Genomic DNA, 15,980 nt, shown 5'->3' with positions numbered 1-15,980 from the left:
AAGATGAAATTAGCGGTCATAACAGACTCATCTGCTTTTCTACAAGCGGAAACCTTGCGGAAAGAAGATTTATTTGTGCTTGACATTCCTGTGAATATCGACGGACAGGAGTATGTTGAAGGTGTAAATCTAACCGCTCAAGAATTTTATGAAAAAATGGCTCATTCATCTGAACTACCTAAAACAAGTCAACCAAGTATCGCAAAGTTGGATGAAATTTTATCATCATTGAAAGAAAAAGGTTATACTCATGTTCTGGGTCTCTTCCTTTCTTCTGGAATCTCAGGATTTCATCAGAATATCCAATATATGACGGATGAGTTCGAAGGTCTGACCATTGCTTTTCCTGATACTCGAATTACAAGTGCACCACTAGGATTCATGGTGGAAAGTGTGTTTCAATGGTCTGAGCAGGGAAATGATTTCCAGTCTATACTAGACAAGTTAACAGAACAGATTGAAAATACTTCTGCCTTTATCATGGTAGATGATCTTGATCATTTGGTTAAAGGTGGTCGTTTATCAAACGGCGCAGCCATTTTAGGAAATCTTCTTAGCATTAAACCAATTCTATATTTTAATGACCAAGGTGTTATCGAAGTTTATGAGAAGGTTCGTACAGAGAAGAAAGCAACAAAACGTTTGGTTGAAATTGTCAAAGAAGTAACAAGTAATGGAAATTATCAGATTACTGTAATTCATGGGAATGCTCCTCAAAAAGCAGCCGATTTACGTCAGCTTTTGCTAGATAGTGGAGTAGCTACAGATGTTGAGATTGCAACCTTTGGTAGTGTCATTGGAACTCACCTGGGAGAAGGAAGCATCGCTTTGGCATACACACCAATCGTCTAGATTGTTCTTACAGGCTTTGTATCTTAGATAGGAGTAAAGATGAGTATTCGAGTGATTATTGCAGGTTTTAAGGGAAGAATGGGACAAGCTGCTTGTCAGATGGTTTTGTCTGATTCTGAACTTGAACTAGTAGCCGTTTTGGATCCTTTTGAGTCTGCATCTGAGTGGCAAGGAATTCCAGTATTCAATGATAAGAATGACTTGGCAGGTTTTGAGGCAGATGTTTGGGTAGACTTTACTACACCAGCTGTCGCCTATGAGAATACACGCTTTGCTCTTGAAAATAGCTATGCTCCAGTAGTAGGAACGACAGGTTTCACCAGTCAAGAAATCGAAGAATTAAAAGAATTTTCACGTTCCAAAGGATTGGGTGGCCTAATTGCTCCCAATTTTGCCTTGGGTGCTGTCTTGCTGATGCAATTTGCAGCTCAGGCTGCCAAATATTTCCCAAATGTGGAGATTATTGAACTTCACCATGACAAGAAAAAGGATGCGCCGAGCGGGACAGCTATCAAAACAGCTGAGTTGATGGCTCAAGTCCGAGAGCCTCTCCAACAAGGTGCTAGCGATGAGGAAGAACTCGTTGCAGGTGCACGTGGAGCTAATTTTGATGGTATGCGAATCCATTCGGTACGTTTACCAGGTTTGGTAGCTCATCAGGAAGTCATTTTTGGAAATCAGGGAGAAGGATTGACTCTGCGTCATGACTCCTATGATCGTAGCTCCTTCATGACAGGGGTGAATTTGGGAATCAAAGAAGTTGTCAAGCGTCATGAGCTTGTCTATGGATTAGAACACTTACTATGAAATTAACAAAAATGCCTTCTGAATTTCAGAAGGCTTTACCAGTATTAGAAAAAATTAAAGAAGCAGGATTTGAGGCTTATTTTGTGGGTGGGTCCGTTAGGGATGCCCTTCTTAACCGCCCCATCCATGATGTGGATATCGCGACGTCATCCTATCCAGAAGAAACCAAGCAGATTTTTCCACGGACAGCTGATATTGGCATTGAGCATGGAACCGTCTTGGTTTTAGATGGAGATGAAGAGTACGAAGTAACCACATTCAGAACGGAAGATGTCTATGTAGACTACCGTAGACCAAGTTCAGTTTCTTTTGTTCGTTCGTTAGAAGAGGACCTCAAACGACGTGATTTCACAGTCAATGCCTTTGCCTTGGATGAGACAGGGGAAATCGTTGATTTATTTGATGGTTTACAAGATTTAGAAAATCAAGTTCTACGTGCAGTTGGTGTAGCTAGTGAACGTTTTAATGAAGATGCTCTACGAATCATGCGTGGATTTCGTTTCCAAGCTAGTCTTGGTTTTGAACTTGAACAAGAAACGTTTGAAGCGATGAAGACCTTAACGCCACTCTTAGAGAAAATTTCTGTGGAACGTACTTTTGTAGAATTTGATAAACTTCTACTAGCCCCTCATTGGAGAGTAGGCTTATCTTCTATGATTGCAAGCAAAGCTTATGATTATCTTCCAGATATGGCTGGTAGTCAGGGCAATCTCCAGTCTTTATTTGACTTAAAAGATAATTTCACCTTTGAATCTTCTGAACAAGCCTGGGCAGCACTTTTATGGGTTTTAAAAGTGGAAGATGCTCAAAATTTTTTAAAACATTGGAAGACATCACGTCAATTTGCCAAGCAGGTACAGAATTTGCTCGCTATTTTGGCCCTCCGAGAAGAAGGGGAACTCGGCAAGCGTGATTGTTACCGCTTTGATTTGGACTTGCTTCTACAGGCTGAAAATCTTCGCCGAGCTCAAGGGAAAGAAGTCAATCCGCAAGCTATCACAGAAACCTATGAGAGTTTGACCATTCATGATAAGAAAGAAATGCACATCAACGGTGGCATTCTCATCAAAGAATACGGCTATCAGCCAGGTCCTGAATTAGGGGATGTTTTAGAAGAAATTGAGTATGCTATTGTTGATGGAGAATTAAAAAATGACCGTCAAGCCATCCATGACTACCTAAGGGAGAGAAAATGAGTGACTTTATCGTTGAAAAACTAAGTAAATCCGTTGGAGATAAGACAGTCTTTAAGGATATTTCCTTTATCATCCATGACTTGGACAGAATTGGTCTTATCGGTGTCAACGGAACCGGTAAAACAACCCTTTTAGATGTGCTTTCTGGAGTTTCAGGTTTTGATGGTGACGTAAGCCCATTTTCAGCAAAAAATGATTACAAGATTGGCTACCTGACCCAGGACCCAGATTTTGATGATAGTAAGACTGTCTTGGATACCGTTCTATCAAGTGACCTCAAGGAAATCCAGTTAATTCGTGAATATGAACTGCTCATGCTCAACTATAGTGAGGATAAGCAAGCCCGTTTAGAACGTGTGATGGCTGAGATGGATTCCCTCCAAGCTTGGGAAATCGAAAGTCAGGTCAAGACGGTTCTCCGTAAACTAGGCATTCAAGACTTATCTACTCCTGTTGGAGAATTGTCAGGTGGTCTGCGTAGACGGGTTCAGTTGGCGCAAGTCCTTCTGGGCAACCATGATCTTTTGCTTCTTGATGAGCCTACCAACCACTTGGATATTGCGACCATTGAGTGGCTAACCCTCTTCTTGAAAAATTCCAAGAAAACAGTATTATTTATCACCCACGATCGCTATTTCCTAGATGCCCTTTCTACGCGAATCTTTGAGTTGGACAGAGCAGGGTTGACAGAATATCAAGGAAATTACCAAGACTATGTTCGTCTCAAGGCGGAACAGGATGAACGCGATGCAGCTCTTCTTCACAAAAAGGAACAACTTTACAAACAAGAATTAGCTTGGATGAGACGGCAACCTCAAGCTCGTGCAACCAAGCAACAAGCTCGTATCAATCGATTCCACGATTTGAAAAAGGAAGTTTCAGATACTAGCGTTGAGACAGACTTGGCCATGAATTTTGAAACTAGCCGTATCGGTAAAAAGGTAATCGAGTTTAAGGATGTTTCCTTTGCCTATGACGATAAACCGATTCTGAAACATTTTAATCTTTTGGTCCAAGCCAAAGACCGTATCGGAATCGTCGGGGATAATGGTGTTGGGAAGTCAACTCTTCTCAATCTCATTGCAGGAAGTCTCGAGCCAACTGAAGGTCAAGTTATTATCGGAGAAACGGTTCGCATCGCTTATTTCTCTCAACAAATCGAAGGTTTGGATGAAAGCAAGCGGGTTATTAACTACCTGCAGGAAGTGGCAGAAGAAGTCAAGACCAGTGGTGGTTCTACGACATCTATCGCTGAGTTGCTAGAGCAGTTCCTTTTCCCACGATCAACGCATGGTACCTTGATTGAGAAGTTATCTGGTGGAGAGAAGAAACGTCTTTATCTCCTCAAACTACTCCTTGAAAAGCCTAATGTGCTCCTCTTAGACGAGCCAACAAATGATTTAGATATTGCGACCTTAACGGTTTTAGAAAATTTCTTACAAGGTTTTGCAGGTCCAGTTCTGACAGTTAGTCACGACCGTTATTTTCTTGATAAGGTTGCGACTAAGATCCTTGCCTTTGAGAATGGAACCATCCGTCCTTTTTTTGGACATTACACAGACTACCTAGATGAAAAAGCTTTTGAAGCAGAAACGGTAACTCAAATCCAAAAAGCTGACAAGGAAAAAGTGGTCAAAGTTCGTGAAGAAAAGAAACGGATGACCTACCAAGAAAAGCAAGAATGGGCAAGCATTGAAGGTGACATCGAAGCCTTGGAAAATCGCATCGCTGCTATTGAAGAAGAAATGCAAGCAAATGGCTCTGACTTTGGGAAGCTAGCCACCCTTCAAAAGGAGCTGGATGAAAAGAATGAAGCCTTGCTTGAAAAATATGAACGCTATGAATATTTAAGTGAGTTGGTTTAATGGAAGAGAAAATCATCAAATGGAGCAGTAAGAAAATCATTTGGACTATTGTTCTCTGCGTAGTTGAGTTAGCTTTTCTTCTTTGGATTCTCTCTTTTATGATGACCTATCCCAAAGAAGTACCTATTGGATTAGTAGCATTAAGACTCTTTGTCTTATTCTTAATCATCATTGTTGGATGGCTCTTGTATGAACGGATACAGATTCTTCTATCAGATAAAGAGTATTTAAAATGTACGGCTCAAGGTTTTTCCTATAAGCCACATCCGAAAAAAGACTGGCAGTTTTATTCTTGGGGAGATATAGAAAAATTTGCTCTTATGAGAATTAAGGGCAGTAGAAATTCAAGGGATTTTTATACTATTGATGTTCATTTTTATGATACAAATCTTTTGAACAATAACTCTCTATGGCGACGTCTACGAAGTAGATTTACAAGTTCGAAAGATTCTAACGTTTTAAAAATTCCAATCCACTTGCTGGATGTGGGTTTGCCGCGAAGGGTATTTGAAACCATGTCCTACTATGAACGAGAGTGGCGCATCGAACAAAATCGTCAACGCAACCAAAACTCTAAAAGTAAAAAGAAGTAAGGATTTCATTGCCTGATTAACCATTTGCTATTGAAGAGCAAAGGGAAGTCTTGGACTAAGTACCAAGGCTTCTTTCTATTTTGCTTTTCTAGGAAATATGGTATAATAGGGAGTAAAAACTTAAAAAGAAAGAAATGCTATGAACTTAAAAGATTACATTGCAAGTATTGAAAATTATCCACAAGAAGGCATTACGTTCCGTGATATCAGCCCTTTGATGGCTAACGGAAATGCCTACAGCTATGCTGTTCGTGAAATTGTTCAATATGCTACTGACAAACAGATTGATATGATCGTAGGACCAGAAGCGCGTGGATTTATCGTTGGATGTCCAGTTGCTTTTGAGTTGGGAATTGGTTTTGCACCTGTACGTAAACCAGGGAAATTACCACGTGAAGTGATTTCAGCTGACTACGAAAAAGAATATGGTGTTGATACTTTGACTATGCACGCAGATGCTATCAAACCAGGTCAACGTGTTCTTATCGTAGATGACCTCTTGGCAACAGGTGGTACTGTGAAAGCAACCATCGAAATGATTGAAAAACTTGGTGGTATCGTAGCTGGTTGTGCCTTCTTGATTGAGCTTGATGAACTAAAAGGTCGTGAAGCAATCGGAGATTACGACTATAAAGTTTTGATGCATTATTAATGAAAAACAGTCCTTAGGGCTGTTTTCTCTTCATCGGATATAAAAATAGGCTATATCTAGTTAGAGAAAAACTATAATTGAAAACTATATCTTCTTACAGTATAATAAAGGAAAGAAGTGTCGTCAGCTGGATTATTCCATTTGATGACAGTCAGGTTACTTGAGTCCAGTATGATACAGTGAGGAGATTTCCATGCCGATTAGAATTGATAAAAAATTACCAGCAGTTGAGATTTTACAAACAGAAAATATTTTCGTCATGGATGATCAACGGGCGGCTCATCAGGATATCCGGCCCTTGAAAATTCTTATTTTAAATCTAATGCCGCAAAAAATTGTAACAGAGACTCAACTCTTAAGGCATTTGGCCAATACTCCTTTACAGTTAGATATTGACTTTTTATATATGGAGAGTCACCAATCAAAAACAACTCGATCAGAGCATATGGAGACCTTTTATAAGACCTTCTCGGAGGTCAAAGATGATTATTTCGATGGCTTGATTATCACAGGAGCTCCAGTTGAGCACCTTCCATTTGAGGAGGTTGACTATTGGCAGGAGTTTACCCAAGTTATCGATTGGTCTAAGACTCATGTCTTTTCAACCTTGCATATTTGTTGGGGGGCACAGGCAGGTCTATACTATCGCTATGGCGTAGATAAATACCAGATGGAGCAGAAGCTTTCGGGGATTTATCCTCAGGATGTTTTAAAAGAAGGTCACCTTCTTTTGAGAGGTTTTGATGATTTATATGTATCCCCTCATTCTCGCCATACAGAAGTCCACAAAGAAGATATTCTGAATAAAACAAATCTAGAGATTTTAGCATCAGGAAAAGAGGTGGGAATCTCTATCCTTGCGAGTCGAGATTTGAGAGAAGTTTATAGCTTTGGGCATTTAGAGTATGATCGCGACACGCTTGCAAAGGAATATTTTAGAGATCTAGATGCTGGTTTAGATCCCCATATACCAGAAAATTATTTCAAAAATGATGACATTCATGAGCTTCCTTGTATGCGTTGGAGTTCATCTGCAGCCCTCTTTTTCAGTAACTGGGTAAATTATGCAGTTTACCAAGAAACACCGTTTGAGTGGAAGAGTGCGGAAGAAGATGTGTCTCATTTTGGATATTTATAAGAGGAATTATGACATATTTAGATGCTTTCAAATCAGGAAACTTAGTGTTACCGAGTGACCTGCTTTTACATTACAATCAATTGTTCTCATCAAGTGATGATTTCTTGGTTTGGCAATTCTTTTACCTACAGAATACAACGGCTTTAGGAGAATTGTCTCCAAGTCAGATTGCTGAAAGAATCGGCAAAAATGTCACTGAAGTCAATCAGGCCATTTCACGCTTGACAGAAAAAGGCCTGCTTCAATACCGTACGATTGAACTTAATGGCGAAATAGAAATTATCTTCGATGCAACTCTTGCCTTGGAGCGCCTAGACCAACTTTTTGAAAAACAAGCTCCAAACCAGGTGCAATCTGCTCCAAATGATTTAAAGAGCTTGGTAGATACTTTCCAACAGGAGCTAGGCCGTCTATTGAGCCCATTTGAAATCGAAGATTTGGAAAAGAGTTTGAAAGAAGACGGAACTAGTGCGGATTTGATAAAAGAAGCCTTACGTGAAGCTGTTTTAAATGGAAAACCAAATTGGAAATATATCCAAGCTATCCTTCGAAACTGGCGTCACGAAGGGATTAGGAGTGTAGCCCAGGTAGAAGCGAAACGTCAGGAGAGAGAGGCAACAAACCCTCAAAATGTACAAGTTTCATCTGATTTTAAAAATGCCATGGACCTTTGGAAAGACTAATATTTAGCAATAAAAAAACTTGCCCATGGCAAGTTTTTTTGTGTTCTTAATAAGTAAGTCCCCAAACACTTACAGAACGTTCAGCAACTGGGAAATCACCATATCCTTCAGCATTAATAGTTACTTGGTCTGAATGGTTGCCAAGTAAATCAACAAAAGTATGATCAACCCATTCTGGACCAACAAACATAGTTTTGTAATTATCTTGAGCATTTGAGATAAGAACAGCTAAAGGTGCTTGATTGTCAGCTCCTGAACGGACCCAACCGATACAATTAGGGTCATCAAAGTAGTCCGTCTGCTCTCCATAAGCTAAATCTTTTCGGATAGCTAGCAAATGGTCAAGAACTTCTTTAAAATCTTGCTGAGCATATTGACCAGAGATACCGTAGTAGTCTCCATAAAAGACACAAGGGAGACCCTGCTCACGCAAAAGAATAAGAGCATAGGCTGCTGGTTTGAACCATTCTTCTACAGTAGATTCTAAAGCTTGTCCTCGTTGAGTATCATGGTTTTCGACAAAGGTTACAGCCTTATCTGGTTTGATTTGAACCAGACTATCATTAAAGATGGTACGCAAGTCGTAGTCTGCACCAGCCTGGCTTGCTTCAAAGAGATTCATATGGAGTCGGACATCGACAAGGTCAAAGCGCTCTTCAATCTTTTCGAGGTAGTCCAAGTTGGTTTCCTTGTCTGGATTCCAGAATTCTCCAAAGACATAGAAGTCTTGTCCATATTTCTCTTTGATGTCACGAATGAAATTACGCATAAAGAAAGAGTCAATATGCTTTACAGCATCTAAGCGGAAACCTGTTACACCAGTCGTTTCGATAAACCAATCAGCCCAATCGTAGATATTTTTTATGACTTCTGGATGCTTGAAATCTAGGTCCGCATACATGAGATAGTCATAGTTACCATTCTCGTTATCAACTAATTCCTCGTTAGCCCAGCCTTTATTATCACCTTGAATGAGATAGATGCCAGACTTACGACGTTTAGCATCATAGTCAGTTCCAGTGAAATGGTACCAGTGCCAGTGGAAATCATTGTAGGTATTTTGTCTTCCATCAAAAGTAAAGTTTGTCCAACCATTGATAGTAAAAGGTTCTCCAAGTTCAATTGTGCGATCTTCTGGGTCGACTTCAATAACCTGGAAGGATTCTAAACGATCTGCAGCTGCCTTGTGGTTTAAGACGACGTCAGCCATAGGTTGAATCCCATGTGATTTAAGTGTTTGAATGGCTTGAAGATAGTCTTCTTTAAAGCCGTATTTGGTACGGATAGTGCCTTTTTGGTCGAATTCTCCGAGGTCAAAAAGGTCATAGACACCATAACCGACATCTTTTTCGTTGGTAGCTTTAAAGGCAGGTGGCATCCAGACGTGGCTAATTCCTAGATTTGCAAGATGCTCAGCATCATCGGTAAGTCGCGTCCAGTGTTGTCCATCGTGGGGAAGGTACCACTCAAAATATTGCATTAGGGTTTGATTTTTCATAGAAAGTCCTCATACTTAACAATTTGACAATCATTTTACCACAAAGCTAAGGAATACGCAAACGTTTGCGCTAGAAAATATACTCTAGCCATTTTATGTCCATTTTTTACAAAAAACTTTTTAAAATGCGGAAGAGAGTTATTATCTGATGAAAAAGCGTGAAAAATAGCTTCAATTCCTATGGAATCAATGGAGAAATCACTTTCTATTTTGTGAATTTTCAACAAATTTGATATAATTGTATCTATGAAAAAAGTATTCGTCAGCCGGCGTGTCGAAAAAAAGCTGAATAAGGGTCAGATGGTTTTAGAAGAGATTGATTTTCCAGAGCTATCTGAAACTAATCAAGAAGTTGAGCTTTTCAGCCAAAGCAAAAAATTTTTAGGGAAGGCTTATTTATCCAGTCAAAACAAGGGGATTGGTTGGTTTGTAACCAACCAGAAAGTTTCTTTTAATCAAAAGTTCTTTGAAAGCTTATTTGAAAAAGCCAAACAAAAACGTTCTTCCTACTATCAGGATGAGTTGATAACTGCCTTTCGTTTGTTTAATCAAGAAGGCGATGGTTTTGGTGGAATGACTCTGGACCTCTACGGAGATTATGTTGTTTTCTCTTGGTATAACTCCTATATCTATGGTCTTCGCCAAGAGATTATGGCAGCCTTTGCTCAGGTATTTCCAGAAGTCTTGGGTGCCTATGAAAAGATTCGCTTTAAAGGTCTAGATTATGAGTCTGCCCATATCTATGGTCAAGAAGCAGCTGAATATTTCACTGTTCTTGAGAATGGAGTCTTGTACCAAGTCTTTATGAATGACGGCCTAATGACAGGGATCTTCTTGGATCAGCATGAAGTTCGTGGGAGCTTAGTTGATGGTTTAGCAATGGGGAAATCCTTGCTCAATATGTTTTCCTATACAGCAGCCTTCTCAGTCGCTGCAGCTATGGGAGGAGCTAGTGAAACAACCTCTGTGGATCTAGCCAAGCGTTCGAGAGAACTATCAGAAGCTCATTTTCATGCTAATGGTTTGAGTCTAGACAATCATCGATTGCTTGTCATGGATGTCTTTGAATACTTTAAATATGCTAAGAGGAAGGGTTTGAGCTACGATGTGATTGTTCTGGATCCGCCTAGTTTTGCCCGAAATAAAAAACAAACCTTCTCTGTAGCTAAGGATTATCATAAATTGATTTCCCAAAGCCTAGAGATTTTAAATCCAGGTGGAATCATTATTGCTAGTACTAATGCTGCTAATGTTTCCCGTCAAAAATTCACAGAACAAATCGACAAAGGATTTGCAGGTAGAGAATATCAGGTCCTTCAAAAGTATGGACTTCCAGCAGACTTTGTCTACAACGAAAAAGATGAAAGTAGTAATTACCTCAAAGTGATTACCATGAAGGTTAGTAAATGAAATTAATTGTTTCCGTAATGCCAAGAAGTTTAGAGGAGGCTCAGGCTATTGATGTGATGCGGTACCATGATGCCGATATCATCGAATGGCGAGCTGACTTCTTACCAAAGGAAGCTATTTTGCAGGTAGCACCAGCTATTTTCGAAAAATTTGCAGGACGTGAGCTTGTTTTTACCTTGCGTACTCGTGCTGAGGGTGGTCAAATTGAACTCTCTTCAGAAGAATATGTTCAAATTATCAAGGAAGTAGCCCAGCTTTATCAACCAGATTATATTGATTTTGAGTATTTTAGCTATAGGGATGTTTTTGAGGAAATGTTAGAATTTCCAAACCTTGTCTTGAGCTACCATAATTTCCAAGAAACACCTGAAAATCTAATGGAAATCTTGTCTGAGTTGACAAGTTTAAACCCTAAAGTTGTGAAAATCGCAGTTATGGCTCATACAGAACAAGATGTATTGGATTTGATGAACTTTACACGTGGCTTTAAAACATTGAACCCTGAACAAGAATATGTAACCATTTCTATGGGGAAAGTGGGTAAGGTCTCACGTATTACTTCGGATGTAACGGGCTCTAGCTGGTCTTTTGCAAGTCTGGATGAAGCCAGTGCTCCAGGACAGATTTCTCTATCTAGCATGAAAAAAATTCGGGAGATTCTAAATGAAGATTGATGGCTACACACGTTTAGCAGCTGTAGTCGCAAATCCCATCAAACACTCCGTTTCTCCCTTTATTCACAATAGCGCTTTTGAAGCAACAAATACTAACGGTGTTTATCTTGCTTGGGAAGTAGAGGCAACTGACTTGGCTGAAACAGTTGCCAATATTCGTCGCTATCAGATGTATGGAATCAATCTTTCTATGCCCTACAAGGAGCAAGTGATTCCTTATCTGGATGAGTTGAGCGAAGAAGCTCGTTTGATTGGTGCTGTCAATACAGTGGTGAATCGAGAAGGAACTTTAATCGGATATAACACAGATGGCAAGGGATTCTTTAAGAGCTTGCCTTCTTTTAAAATATCAGGGAAAAGAATGGTCTTGTTAGGAGCAGGTGGCGCAGCCAAGGCAATTTTGTCACAGGCAATCTTGGATGGAGTAGACCAGATTTCTGTCTTTGTACGCTCGGCTTCGATGGGAAAAACAAAACCTTACTTAGAGAAGCTACAGCATGAAACAGGATTTAGAGTAGAGTTATTTGCTTTAGAAGATCGTCAAGACCTTCAAGGCAGCATCACTCATGCTGATCTCTTAGTCAATGCGACCAGTGTGGGTATGGATGGAGTATCTCAGCCAATCCCAACAAGTATTGTTTTACCAGAAAAGCTATTGGTAGCAGATGTGATTTATCAACCCTTTGAAACACCATTTCTAAAGTGGGCAAGGAGCCAGGGAAATCACGCTGTTAATGGCCTAGGCATGTTGCTTTACCAAGCAGCTGAAGCTTTTCAGTTATGGACCGGTAAGGAAATGCCAACAGATCAAATCTGGGAATTATTAAAACAAAAGTATCAAAAATGAAAAAGGAGAACTGCTATGAAAATCAAAATAGACCTTCCCCACCATCCCTATGATATTCAGATTGAAAAAGGATGCCTGTCTCAAGCAGGAAAATGGTTGCGGGAACTTTGGCAACCGCAAAAAGTCGTTATCATTACCGATAACCATGTGGCTTCTCTCTATGCAGAAAAAGTTAAATTGAGCCTAGAGGATGCTGGTTTTCAAGTGGCGGTTTTTGACTTCCTAGAGGGTGAAGAGCGAAAAAATTTAACCACGGTTCAAAAAGCTTATGAATTTCTAGTTAAGCAAGACTTGACTCGCAGTGACGGCATCGTAGCTTTAGGTGGTGGTGTCGTTGGTGATTTGGCTGGCTTTGTAGCCTCAACCTATATGCGAGGTATTCACTTTGTTCAAATTCCGACCAGTTTGACTGCTCAAGTCGACTCTTCAATCGGTGGTAAGACAGGAGTGAATACTCCTTTTGCTAAGAATATGGTGGGAACTTTTGCCCAGCCTGATGGTGTTTTGATTGACCCAACTGTTCTTGAAACCTTAGGGAAGAGAGAATTGATTGAAGGAATGGGTGAAGTCATCAAGTATGGCCTCATCGAAGATCCAGAGCTTTGGGACCTATTATCTAAAATGGATGGTTCTGTGGAAAGCATTTTGGAACATTCAGAAAGTTTGATTGAGCACTCTTGCCAGGTCAAGCGCAAGATGGTAGTTGAAGATGAATTGGACAATGGCATTCGTCTCTATCTAAACTATGGTCACACAATTGGTCATGCTATTGAAGCAACTGCTGGTTATGGACGTGTCATGCACGGTGAGGCAGTAGCGATGGGAATGGTTCAGGTCTCAAAGGTCGCAGAACAAAAAGGCCTTATGCCAGTTGGAATCACTCAGTCAATCCGAGAAATGTGTCAGAAATTTGGCCTTCCTGTTGATTATGAAAACTGGGATGTTGATAAGCTTTATCAGGCTTTGACTCATGATAAAAAAGCGCGTGGAAACACTATGAAGTTAGTTTTGGTACCAGAGCTTGGTTCAGCTACTATTCACGCCGTCTCACTCGAAGAAATGAAAGATTACTTGGTAAAATAAGGAGAATGTATGAGATATTTAACAGCAGGAGAATCACACGGTCCTCGTCTGACAGCGATTATTGAAGGAATTCCAGCAGGCCTTCCTTTAACTGCCGAGGATATCAATGAGGATCTCAAACGTCGCCAAGGAGGTTACGGTCGTGGTGGCCGCATGAAGATTGAGAGTGATCAGGTTGTCTTTACTTCTGGTGTTCGTCATGGAAAGACGACAGGGGCTCCCATTACCATGGATGTTATTAACAAAGACCACCAAAAATGGTTGGATATCATGTCAACAGAGGATATTGAAGACAAACTTAAAAGCAAACGAAAAATCACTCATCCTCGCCCTGGTCACGCTGACTTGGTAGGAGGTATCAAATACCGCTTTGATGATTTGAGAAATTCCCTAGAACGTTCATCTGCCCGTGAAACGACTATGCGAGTAGCAGTCGGGGCTGTGGCTAAACGACTATTGGCTGAGCTTGATATTGAAATTGCTAACCATGTTGTTGTCTTTGGTGGTAAGGAAATCGATGTTCCAGAAAACTTGACAGTCACAGAGATTAAGAAACTAGCTGCCCAGTCAGAAGTTTCTATCGTTAACCAAGAACGTGAGCAGGAGATCAAGGACTATATTGACCAAATCAAACGCGATGGTGATACCATTGGTGGAGTTGTTGAAACGGTTGTCGGTGGTGTTCCGGTTGGTCTGGGTTCATACGTCCAATGGGATCGAAAACTAGATGCAAGATTAGCTCAAGCAGTTGTTTCCATCAATGCTTTTAAGGGTGTGGAGTTTGGTCTTGGTTTTAAAGCAGGTTATCTCAAGGGTAGTCAAGTCATGGATGAAATCCTCTGGTCACAAGCAGATGGCTATACTCGTCGTACTAATAATCTTGGTGGTTTCGAAGGTGGTATGACTAACGGCCAACCGATTATTGTCCGTGGGGTTATGAAACCAATTCCAACACTCTATAAGCCACTGATGAGCGTTGATATTGAAACCCATGAGCCTTATAAGGCAACGGTGGAGAGAAGTGATCCAACTGCTCTTCCAGCGGCTGGTGTCGTTATGGAAGCAGTCGTAGCAACGGTCTTGGCCCAAGAAATTCTAGAGAAATTCTCCTCAGATAATCTGGAAGAATTAAAAGAAGCTGTTGCTAATCATCGGGAGTATACAAAGAATTATTAAGGAGTTCTTATGGCAAAAACCATCTATATCGCAGGGCTTGGTTTGATTGGTGCTTCAATGGCACTGGGCATCAAAAGAGATCATCCTGATTATGAGATTTTGGGATACAATCGTAGTCAGGCGTCCAGAGATATTGCCTTGGAGCGAGGAATGATCGACCGTGCGACGGATAATTTTGCTAGTTTTGCTCCACTAGCGGATATTATTATTTTGTCACTTCCTATCCAACAAACACTTGATTTTATCGAGAAGTTGGCAAGCTTAGATTTAAAGGAAGGCGTCATTATTTCCGATGCTGGATCGACCAAGTCAGCTATTGTGGCTACAGCAGATAAGTGTTTTGCAGATAAGCCTGTTCGCTTTGTAGGGGCTCATCCTATGGCAGGGAGTCATAAGACAGGAGCCGCTTCTGCCGATGTTAATCTTTTTGAAAATGCCTACTATATCTTTACGCCTTCGAGCTTAACAACCCAGGATACGCTCGAAGAAATGAAGGGCTTGCTGTCAGGTCTTCACGCTCGTTTCATTGAAATCGATGCTACAGAGCATGACCGAGTGACTTCTCAGATCAGTCATTTTCCGCATATCTTAGCATCAGGATTGATGGAACAAACTGCCAGTTATGCTGAAGAGCATGAGATGGCCCGACGTTTTGCGGCAGGTGGTTTCCGTGATATGACTCGAATTGCCGAAAGTGAGCCAGGAATGTGGACTTCTATCCTCTTATCCAATCGGGAGACCATTATTGAACGCATCGAGGATTTCAAGGGGCGTTTGGACGAGATTGAGCAAGCTATCAGTAAGGGTGACGAAAACCAAATCTGGAACTTTTTCAATCAAGCGCGGGAACAACGCCAAGCTATGGAAATCCATAAACGTGGCGGTGTTGACAGTTCTTATGACCTCTATGTCGATGTTCCCGATGAGGAAGATGTTATCTTGCGTATCTTGGAATTGCTACGAGGAACTTCCTTGGTCAATATCCATATTAACGAGGAAAACCGTGAGGATGTTCACGGGATTCTACAAATTTCATTTAAGAATGCTCAGGATTTAAAACGTGCTGAGCAAGTCATTACAGAAAATACTGATTACACAGTCGTAATAAAATAAGGGGGACAATCATGTCAAATATTTATGATAGTGCAAATGCACTTAGTCGTGGACTACGCGAATTGCCTGAATACAAGGCAGTTAAGGAAGCTAGAGATGCCATCCAAGCAGATGCAGAAGCTAGCAAAATTTTTGCGGATTATATTGCTTTTCAGCATGAAATCCAAGTCATGGCCCAAACTGGTCAAATTCCAGACGCTTCTTTCCAGGAAAAAATGGAAAACTTTGGTAAGTTGATTCAAGGCAATGCTCTCTTGTCAGAATTCTTTGCAAAACAGCAACAACTTTCTATCTACCTTTCTGATATTGAAAAAATTGTCTTTGAACCAATTTCAGAACTTTTAAAATAAGAATTCACCTCATAAAGTCAGGAATTTTTAAGAAATTTCTGAC

Annotated in this window: 16 protein-coding genes; 15 read left to right on the top strand and 1 reads right to left on the bottom strand. The window is 40.5% G+C overall.

The window, feature by feature from the left end; translation table 11 throughout:
- The first annotated feature begins 3 nt into the window (after positions 1–3).
- The 8 genes from NMM19_RS01180 to NMM19_RS01145 all read left to right on the top strand — a co-directional run bounded on the left by NMM19_RS01180 (position 4) and on the right by NMM19_RS01145 (position 7,786).
- Positions 4–852, top strand: coding sequence for a DegV family protein (locus NMM19_RS01180; RefSeq protein ID WP_178895317.1), 849 nt, complete (start codon positions 4–6; stop codon positions 850–852).
- A 39-nt stretch (positions 853–891) separates the two neighbouring features.
- On the top strand, positions 892–1,659 hold the full coding sequence (gene dapB / locus NMM19_RS01175) for a 4-hydroxy-tetrahydrodipicolinate reductase (protein ID WP_178895316.1): 768 nt from the start codon (positions 892–894) through the stop codon (positions 1,657–1,659).
- Positions 1,656–2,855, top strand: coding sequence for a CCA tRNA nucleotidyltransferase (locus tag NMM19_RS01170; protein WP_178895315.1), 1,200 nt, complete (start codon positions 1,656–1,658; stop codon positions 2,853–2,855). The genes dapB and NMM19_RS01170 overlap by 4 nt, the downstream gene beginning before the upstream one ends.
- Positions 2,852–4,720 carry an ABC-F family ATP-binding cassette domain-containing protein gene (locus NMM19_RS01165; protein WP_178895314.1) on the top strand — a complete coding sequence of 623 codons (1,869 nt, stop codon included), beginning with the start codon at positions 2,852–2,854 and terminating at the stop codon, positions 4,718–4,720. The genes NMM19_RS01170 and NMM19_RS01165 overlap by 4 nt, the downstream gene beginning before the upstream one ends.
- On the top strand, positions 4,720–5,313 hold the full coding sequence (locus tag NMM19_RS01160; RefSeq protein WP_178895313.1) for a hypothetical protein: 594 nt from the start codon (positions 4,720–4,722) through the stop codon (positions 5,311–5,313). Before NMM19_RS01165 ends, NMM19_RS01160 begins: the two co-directional genes overlap by 1 nt.
- Positions 5,314–5,452: 139 nt before the next feature.
- Positions 5,453–5,965 carry an adenine phosphoribosyltransferase gene (locus tag NMM19_RS01155; RefSeq protein WP_178895312.1) on the top strand — a complete coding sequence of 171 codons (513 nt, stop codon included), beginning with the start codon at positions 5,453–5,455 and terminating at the stop codon, positions 5,963–5,965.
- Between the two features lie 193 nt (positions 5,966–6,158).
- Positions 6,159–7,103 (top strand): homoserine O-succinyltransferase, encoded by a 945-nt coding sequence (gene metA, locus NMM19_RS01150; protein ID WP_178895311.1) that lies wholly within the window; start codon positions 6,159–6,161, stop codon positions 7,101–7,103.
- Positions 7,104–7,111: 8 nt separating this feature from the next.
- Positions 7,112–7,786, top strand: a complete 675-nt coding sequence (locus NMM19_RS01145) for a DnaD domain-containing protein (protein ID WP_178895310.1) — start codon at positions 7,112–7,114, stop codon at positions 7,784–7,786.
- A gap of 46 nt (positions 7,787–7,832) precedes the next feature.
- Here the strand turns inward: NMM19_RS01145 and NMM19_RS01140 are convergent, their stop codons facing one another.
- Positions 7,833–9,284 (bottom strand): alpha-amylase, encoded by a 1,452-nt coding sequence (locus tag NMM19_RS01140; protein WP_178895309.1) that lies wholly within the window; start codon positions 9,282–9,284, stop codon positions 7,833–7,835.
- Positions 9,285–9,530: 246 nt separating this feature from the next.
- Between NMM19_RS01140 and NMM19_RS01135 the strand changes: the two genes are divergently transcribed.
- The 7 genes from NMM19_RS01135 to NMM19_RS01105 are packed head-to-tail and all read left to right on the top strand — an operon-like array spanning position 9,531 to position 15,937.
- A complete protein-coding gene (locus tag NMM19_RS01135) occupies positions 9,531–10,694 on the top strand; it encodes a class I SAM-dependent rRNA methyltransferase (RefSeq protein ID WP_178895308.1) in 1,164 nt (387 codons plus the stop codon).
- Positions 10,691–11,368 (top strand): type I 3-dehydroquinate dehydratase, encoded by a 678-nt coding sequence (gene aroD, locus NMM19_RS01130; protein ID WP_178895307.1) that lies wholly within the window; start codon positions 10,691–10,693, stop codon positions 11,366–11,368. The genes NMM19_RS01135 and aroD overlap by 4 nt, the downstream gene beginning before the upstream one ends.
- Positions 11,358–12,215, top strand: a complete 858-nt coding sequence (locus tag NMM19_RS01125) for a shikimate dehydrogenase (protein ID WP_178895306.1) — start codon at positions 11,358–11,360, stop codon at positions 12,213–12,215. Before aroD ends, NMM19_RS01125 begins: the two co-directional genes overlap by 11 nt.
- Positions 12,216–12,230: 15 nt before the next feature.
- The gene (aroB, locus tag NMM19_RS01120; protein WP_178895305.1) at positions 12,231–13,298 is read left to right on the top strand and encodes a 3-dehydroquinate synthase; all 1,068 of its coding nucleotides are present in this window, start codon (positions 12,231–12,233) and stop codon (positions 13,296–13,298) included.
- Positions 13,299–13,307: 9 nt separating this feature from the next.
- Positions 13,308–14,474, top strand: coding sequence for a chorismate synthase (gene aroC / locus NMM19_RS01115; protein WP_178895304.1), 1,167 nt, complete (start codon positions 13,308–13,310; stop codon positions 14,472–14,474).
- A gap of 9 nt (positions 14,475–14,483) precedes the next feature.
- The gene (locus tag NMM19_RS01110; RefSeq protein WP_178895303.1) at positions 14,484–15,587 is read left to right on the top strand and encodes a prephenate dehydrogenase; all 1,104 of its coding nucleotides are present in this window, start codon (positions 14,484–14,486) and stop codon (positions 15,585–15,587) included.
- Positions 15,588–15,598: 11 nt separating this feature from the next.
- Positions 15,599–15,937 carry a YlbF/YmcA family competence regulator gene (locus NMM19_RS01105; RefSeq protein WP_178895302.1) on the top strand — a complete coding sequence of 113 codons (339 nt, stop codon included), beginning with the start codon at positions 15,599–15,601 and terminating at the stop codon, positions 15,935–15,937.
- Positions 15,938–15,980: the final 43 nt, after the last annotated feature.

Source organism: Streptococcus sp. CF8_St5-17, from assembly GCF_024295665.1.
Lineage (GTDB): Bacteria > Bacillota > Bacilli > Lactobacillales > Streptococcaceae > Streptococcus.
The sequence above is the reverse complement of the archived record's forward strand: the minus strand, read 5'-3'. Positions and strand labels throughout refer to the sequence as shown.

Bases quoted from the DNA above. Each gene is read 5' to 3' on its own strand.
- NMM19_RS01180 (WP_178895317.1), top strand. From the start codon at position 4: ATGAAATTAGCGGTCATAACAGACTCATCTGCTTTTCTACAAGCGGAA.
- dapB (WP_178895316.1), top strand. From the start codon at position 892: ATGAGTATTCGAGTGATTATTGCAGGTTTTAAGGGAAGAATGGGACAA.
- NMM19_RS01170 (WP_178895315.1), top strand. From the start codon at position 1,656: ATGAAATTAACAAAAATGCCTTCTGAATTTCAGAAGGCTTTACCAGTA.
- NMM19_RS01165 (WP_178895314.1), top strand. From the start codon at position 2,852: ATGAGTGACTTTATCGTTGAAAAACTAAGTAAATCCGTTGGAGATAAG.
- NMM19_RS01160 (WP_178895313.1), top strand. From the start codon at position 4,720: ATGGAAGAGAAAATCATCAAATGGAGCAGTAAGAAAATCATTTGGACT.
- NMM19_RS01155 (WP_178895312.1), top strand. From the start codon at position 5,453: ATGAACTTAAAAGATTACATTGCAAGTATTGAAAATTATCCACAAGAA.
- metA (WP_178895311.1), top strand. From the start codon at position 6,159: ATGCCGATTAGAATTGATAAAAAATTACCAGCAGTTGAGATTTTACAA.
- NMM19_RS01145 (WP_178895310.1), top strand. From the start codon at position 7,112: ATGACATATTTAGATGCTTTCAAATCAGGAAACTTAGTGTTACCGAGT.
- NMM19_RS01140 (WP_178895309.1), bottom strand. From the start codon at position 9,284: ATGAAAAATCAAACCCTAATGCAATATTTTGAGTGGTACCTTCCCCAC.
- NMM19_RS01135 (WP_178895308.1), top strand. From the start codon at position 9,531: ATGAAAAAAGTATTCGTCAGCCGGCGTGTCGAAAAAAAGCTGAATAAG.
- aroD (WP_178895307.1), top strand. From the start codon at position 10,691: ATGAAATTAATTGTTTCCGTAATGCCAAGAAGTTTAGAGGAGGCTCAG.
- NMM19_RS01125 (WP_178895306.1), top strand. From the start codon at position 11,358: ATGAAGATTGATGGCTACACACGTTTAGCAGCTGTAGTCGCAAATCCC.
- aroB (WP_178895305.1), top strand. From the start codon at position 12,231: ATGAAAATCAAAATAGACCTTCCCCACCATCCCTATGATATTCAGATT.
- aroC (WP_178895304.1), top strand. From the start codon at position 13,308: ATGAGATATTTAACAGCAGGAGAATCACACGGTCCTCGTCTGACAGCG.
- NMM19_RS01110 (WP_178895303.1), top strand. From the start codon at position 14,484: ATGGCAAAAACCATCTATATCGCAGGGCTTGGTTTGATTGGTGCTTCA.
- NMM19_RS01105 (WP_178895302.1), top strand. From the start codon at position 15,599: ATGTCAAATATTTATGATAGTGCAAATGCACTTAGTCGTGGACTACGC.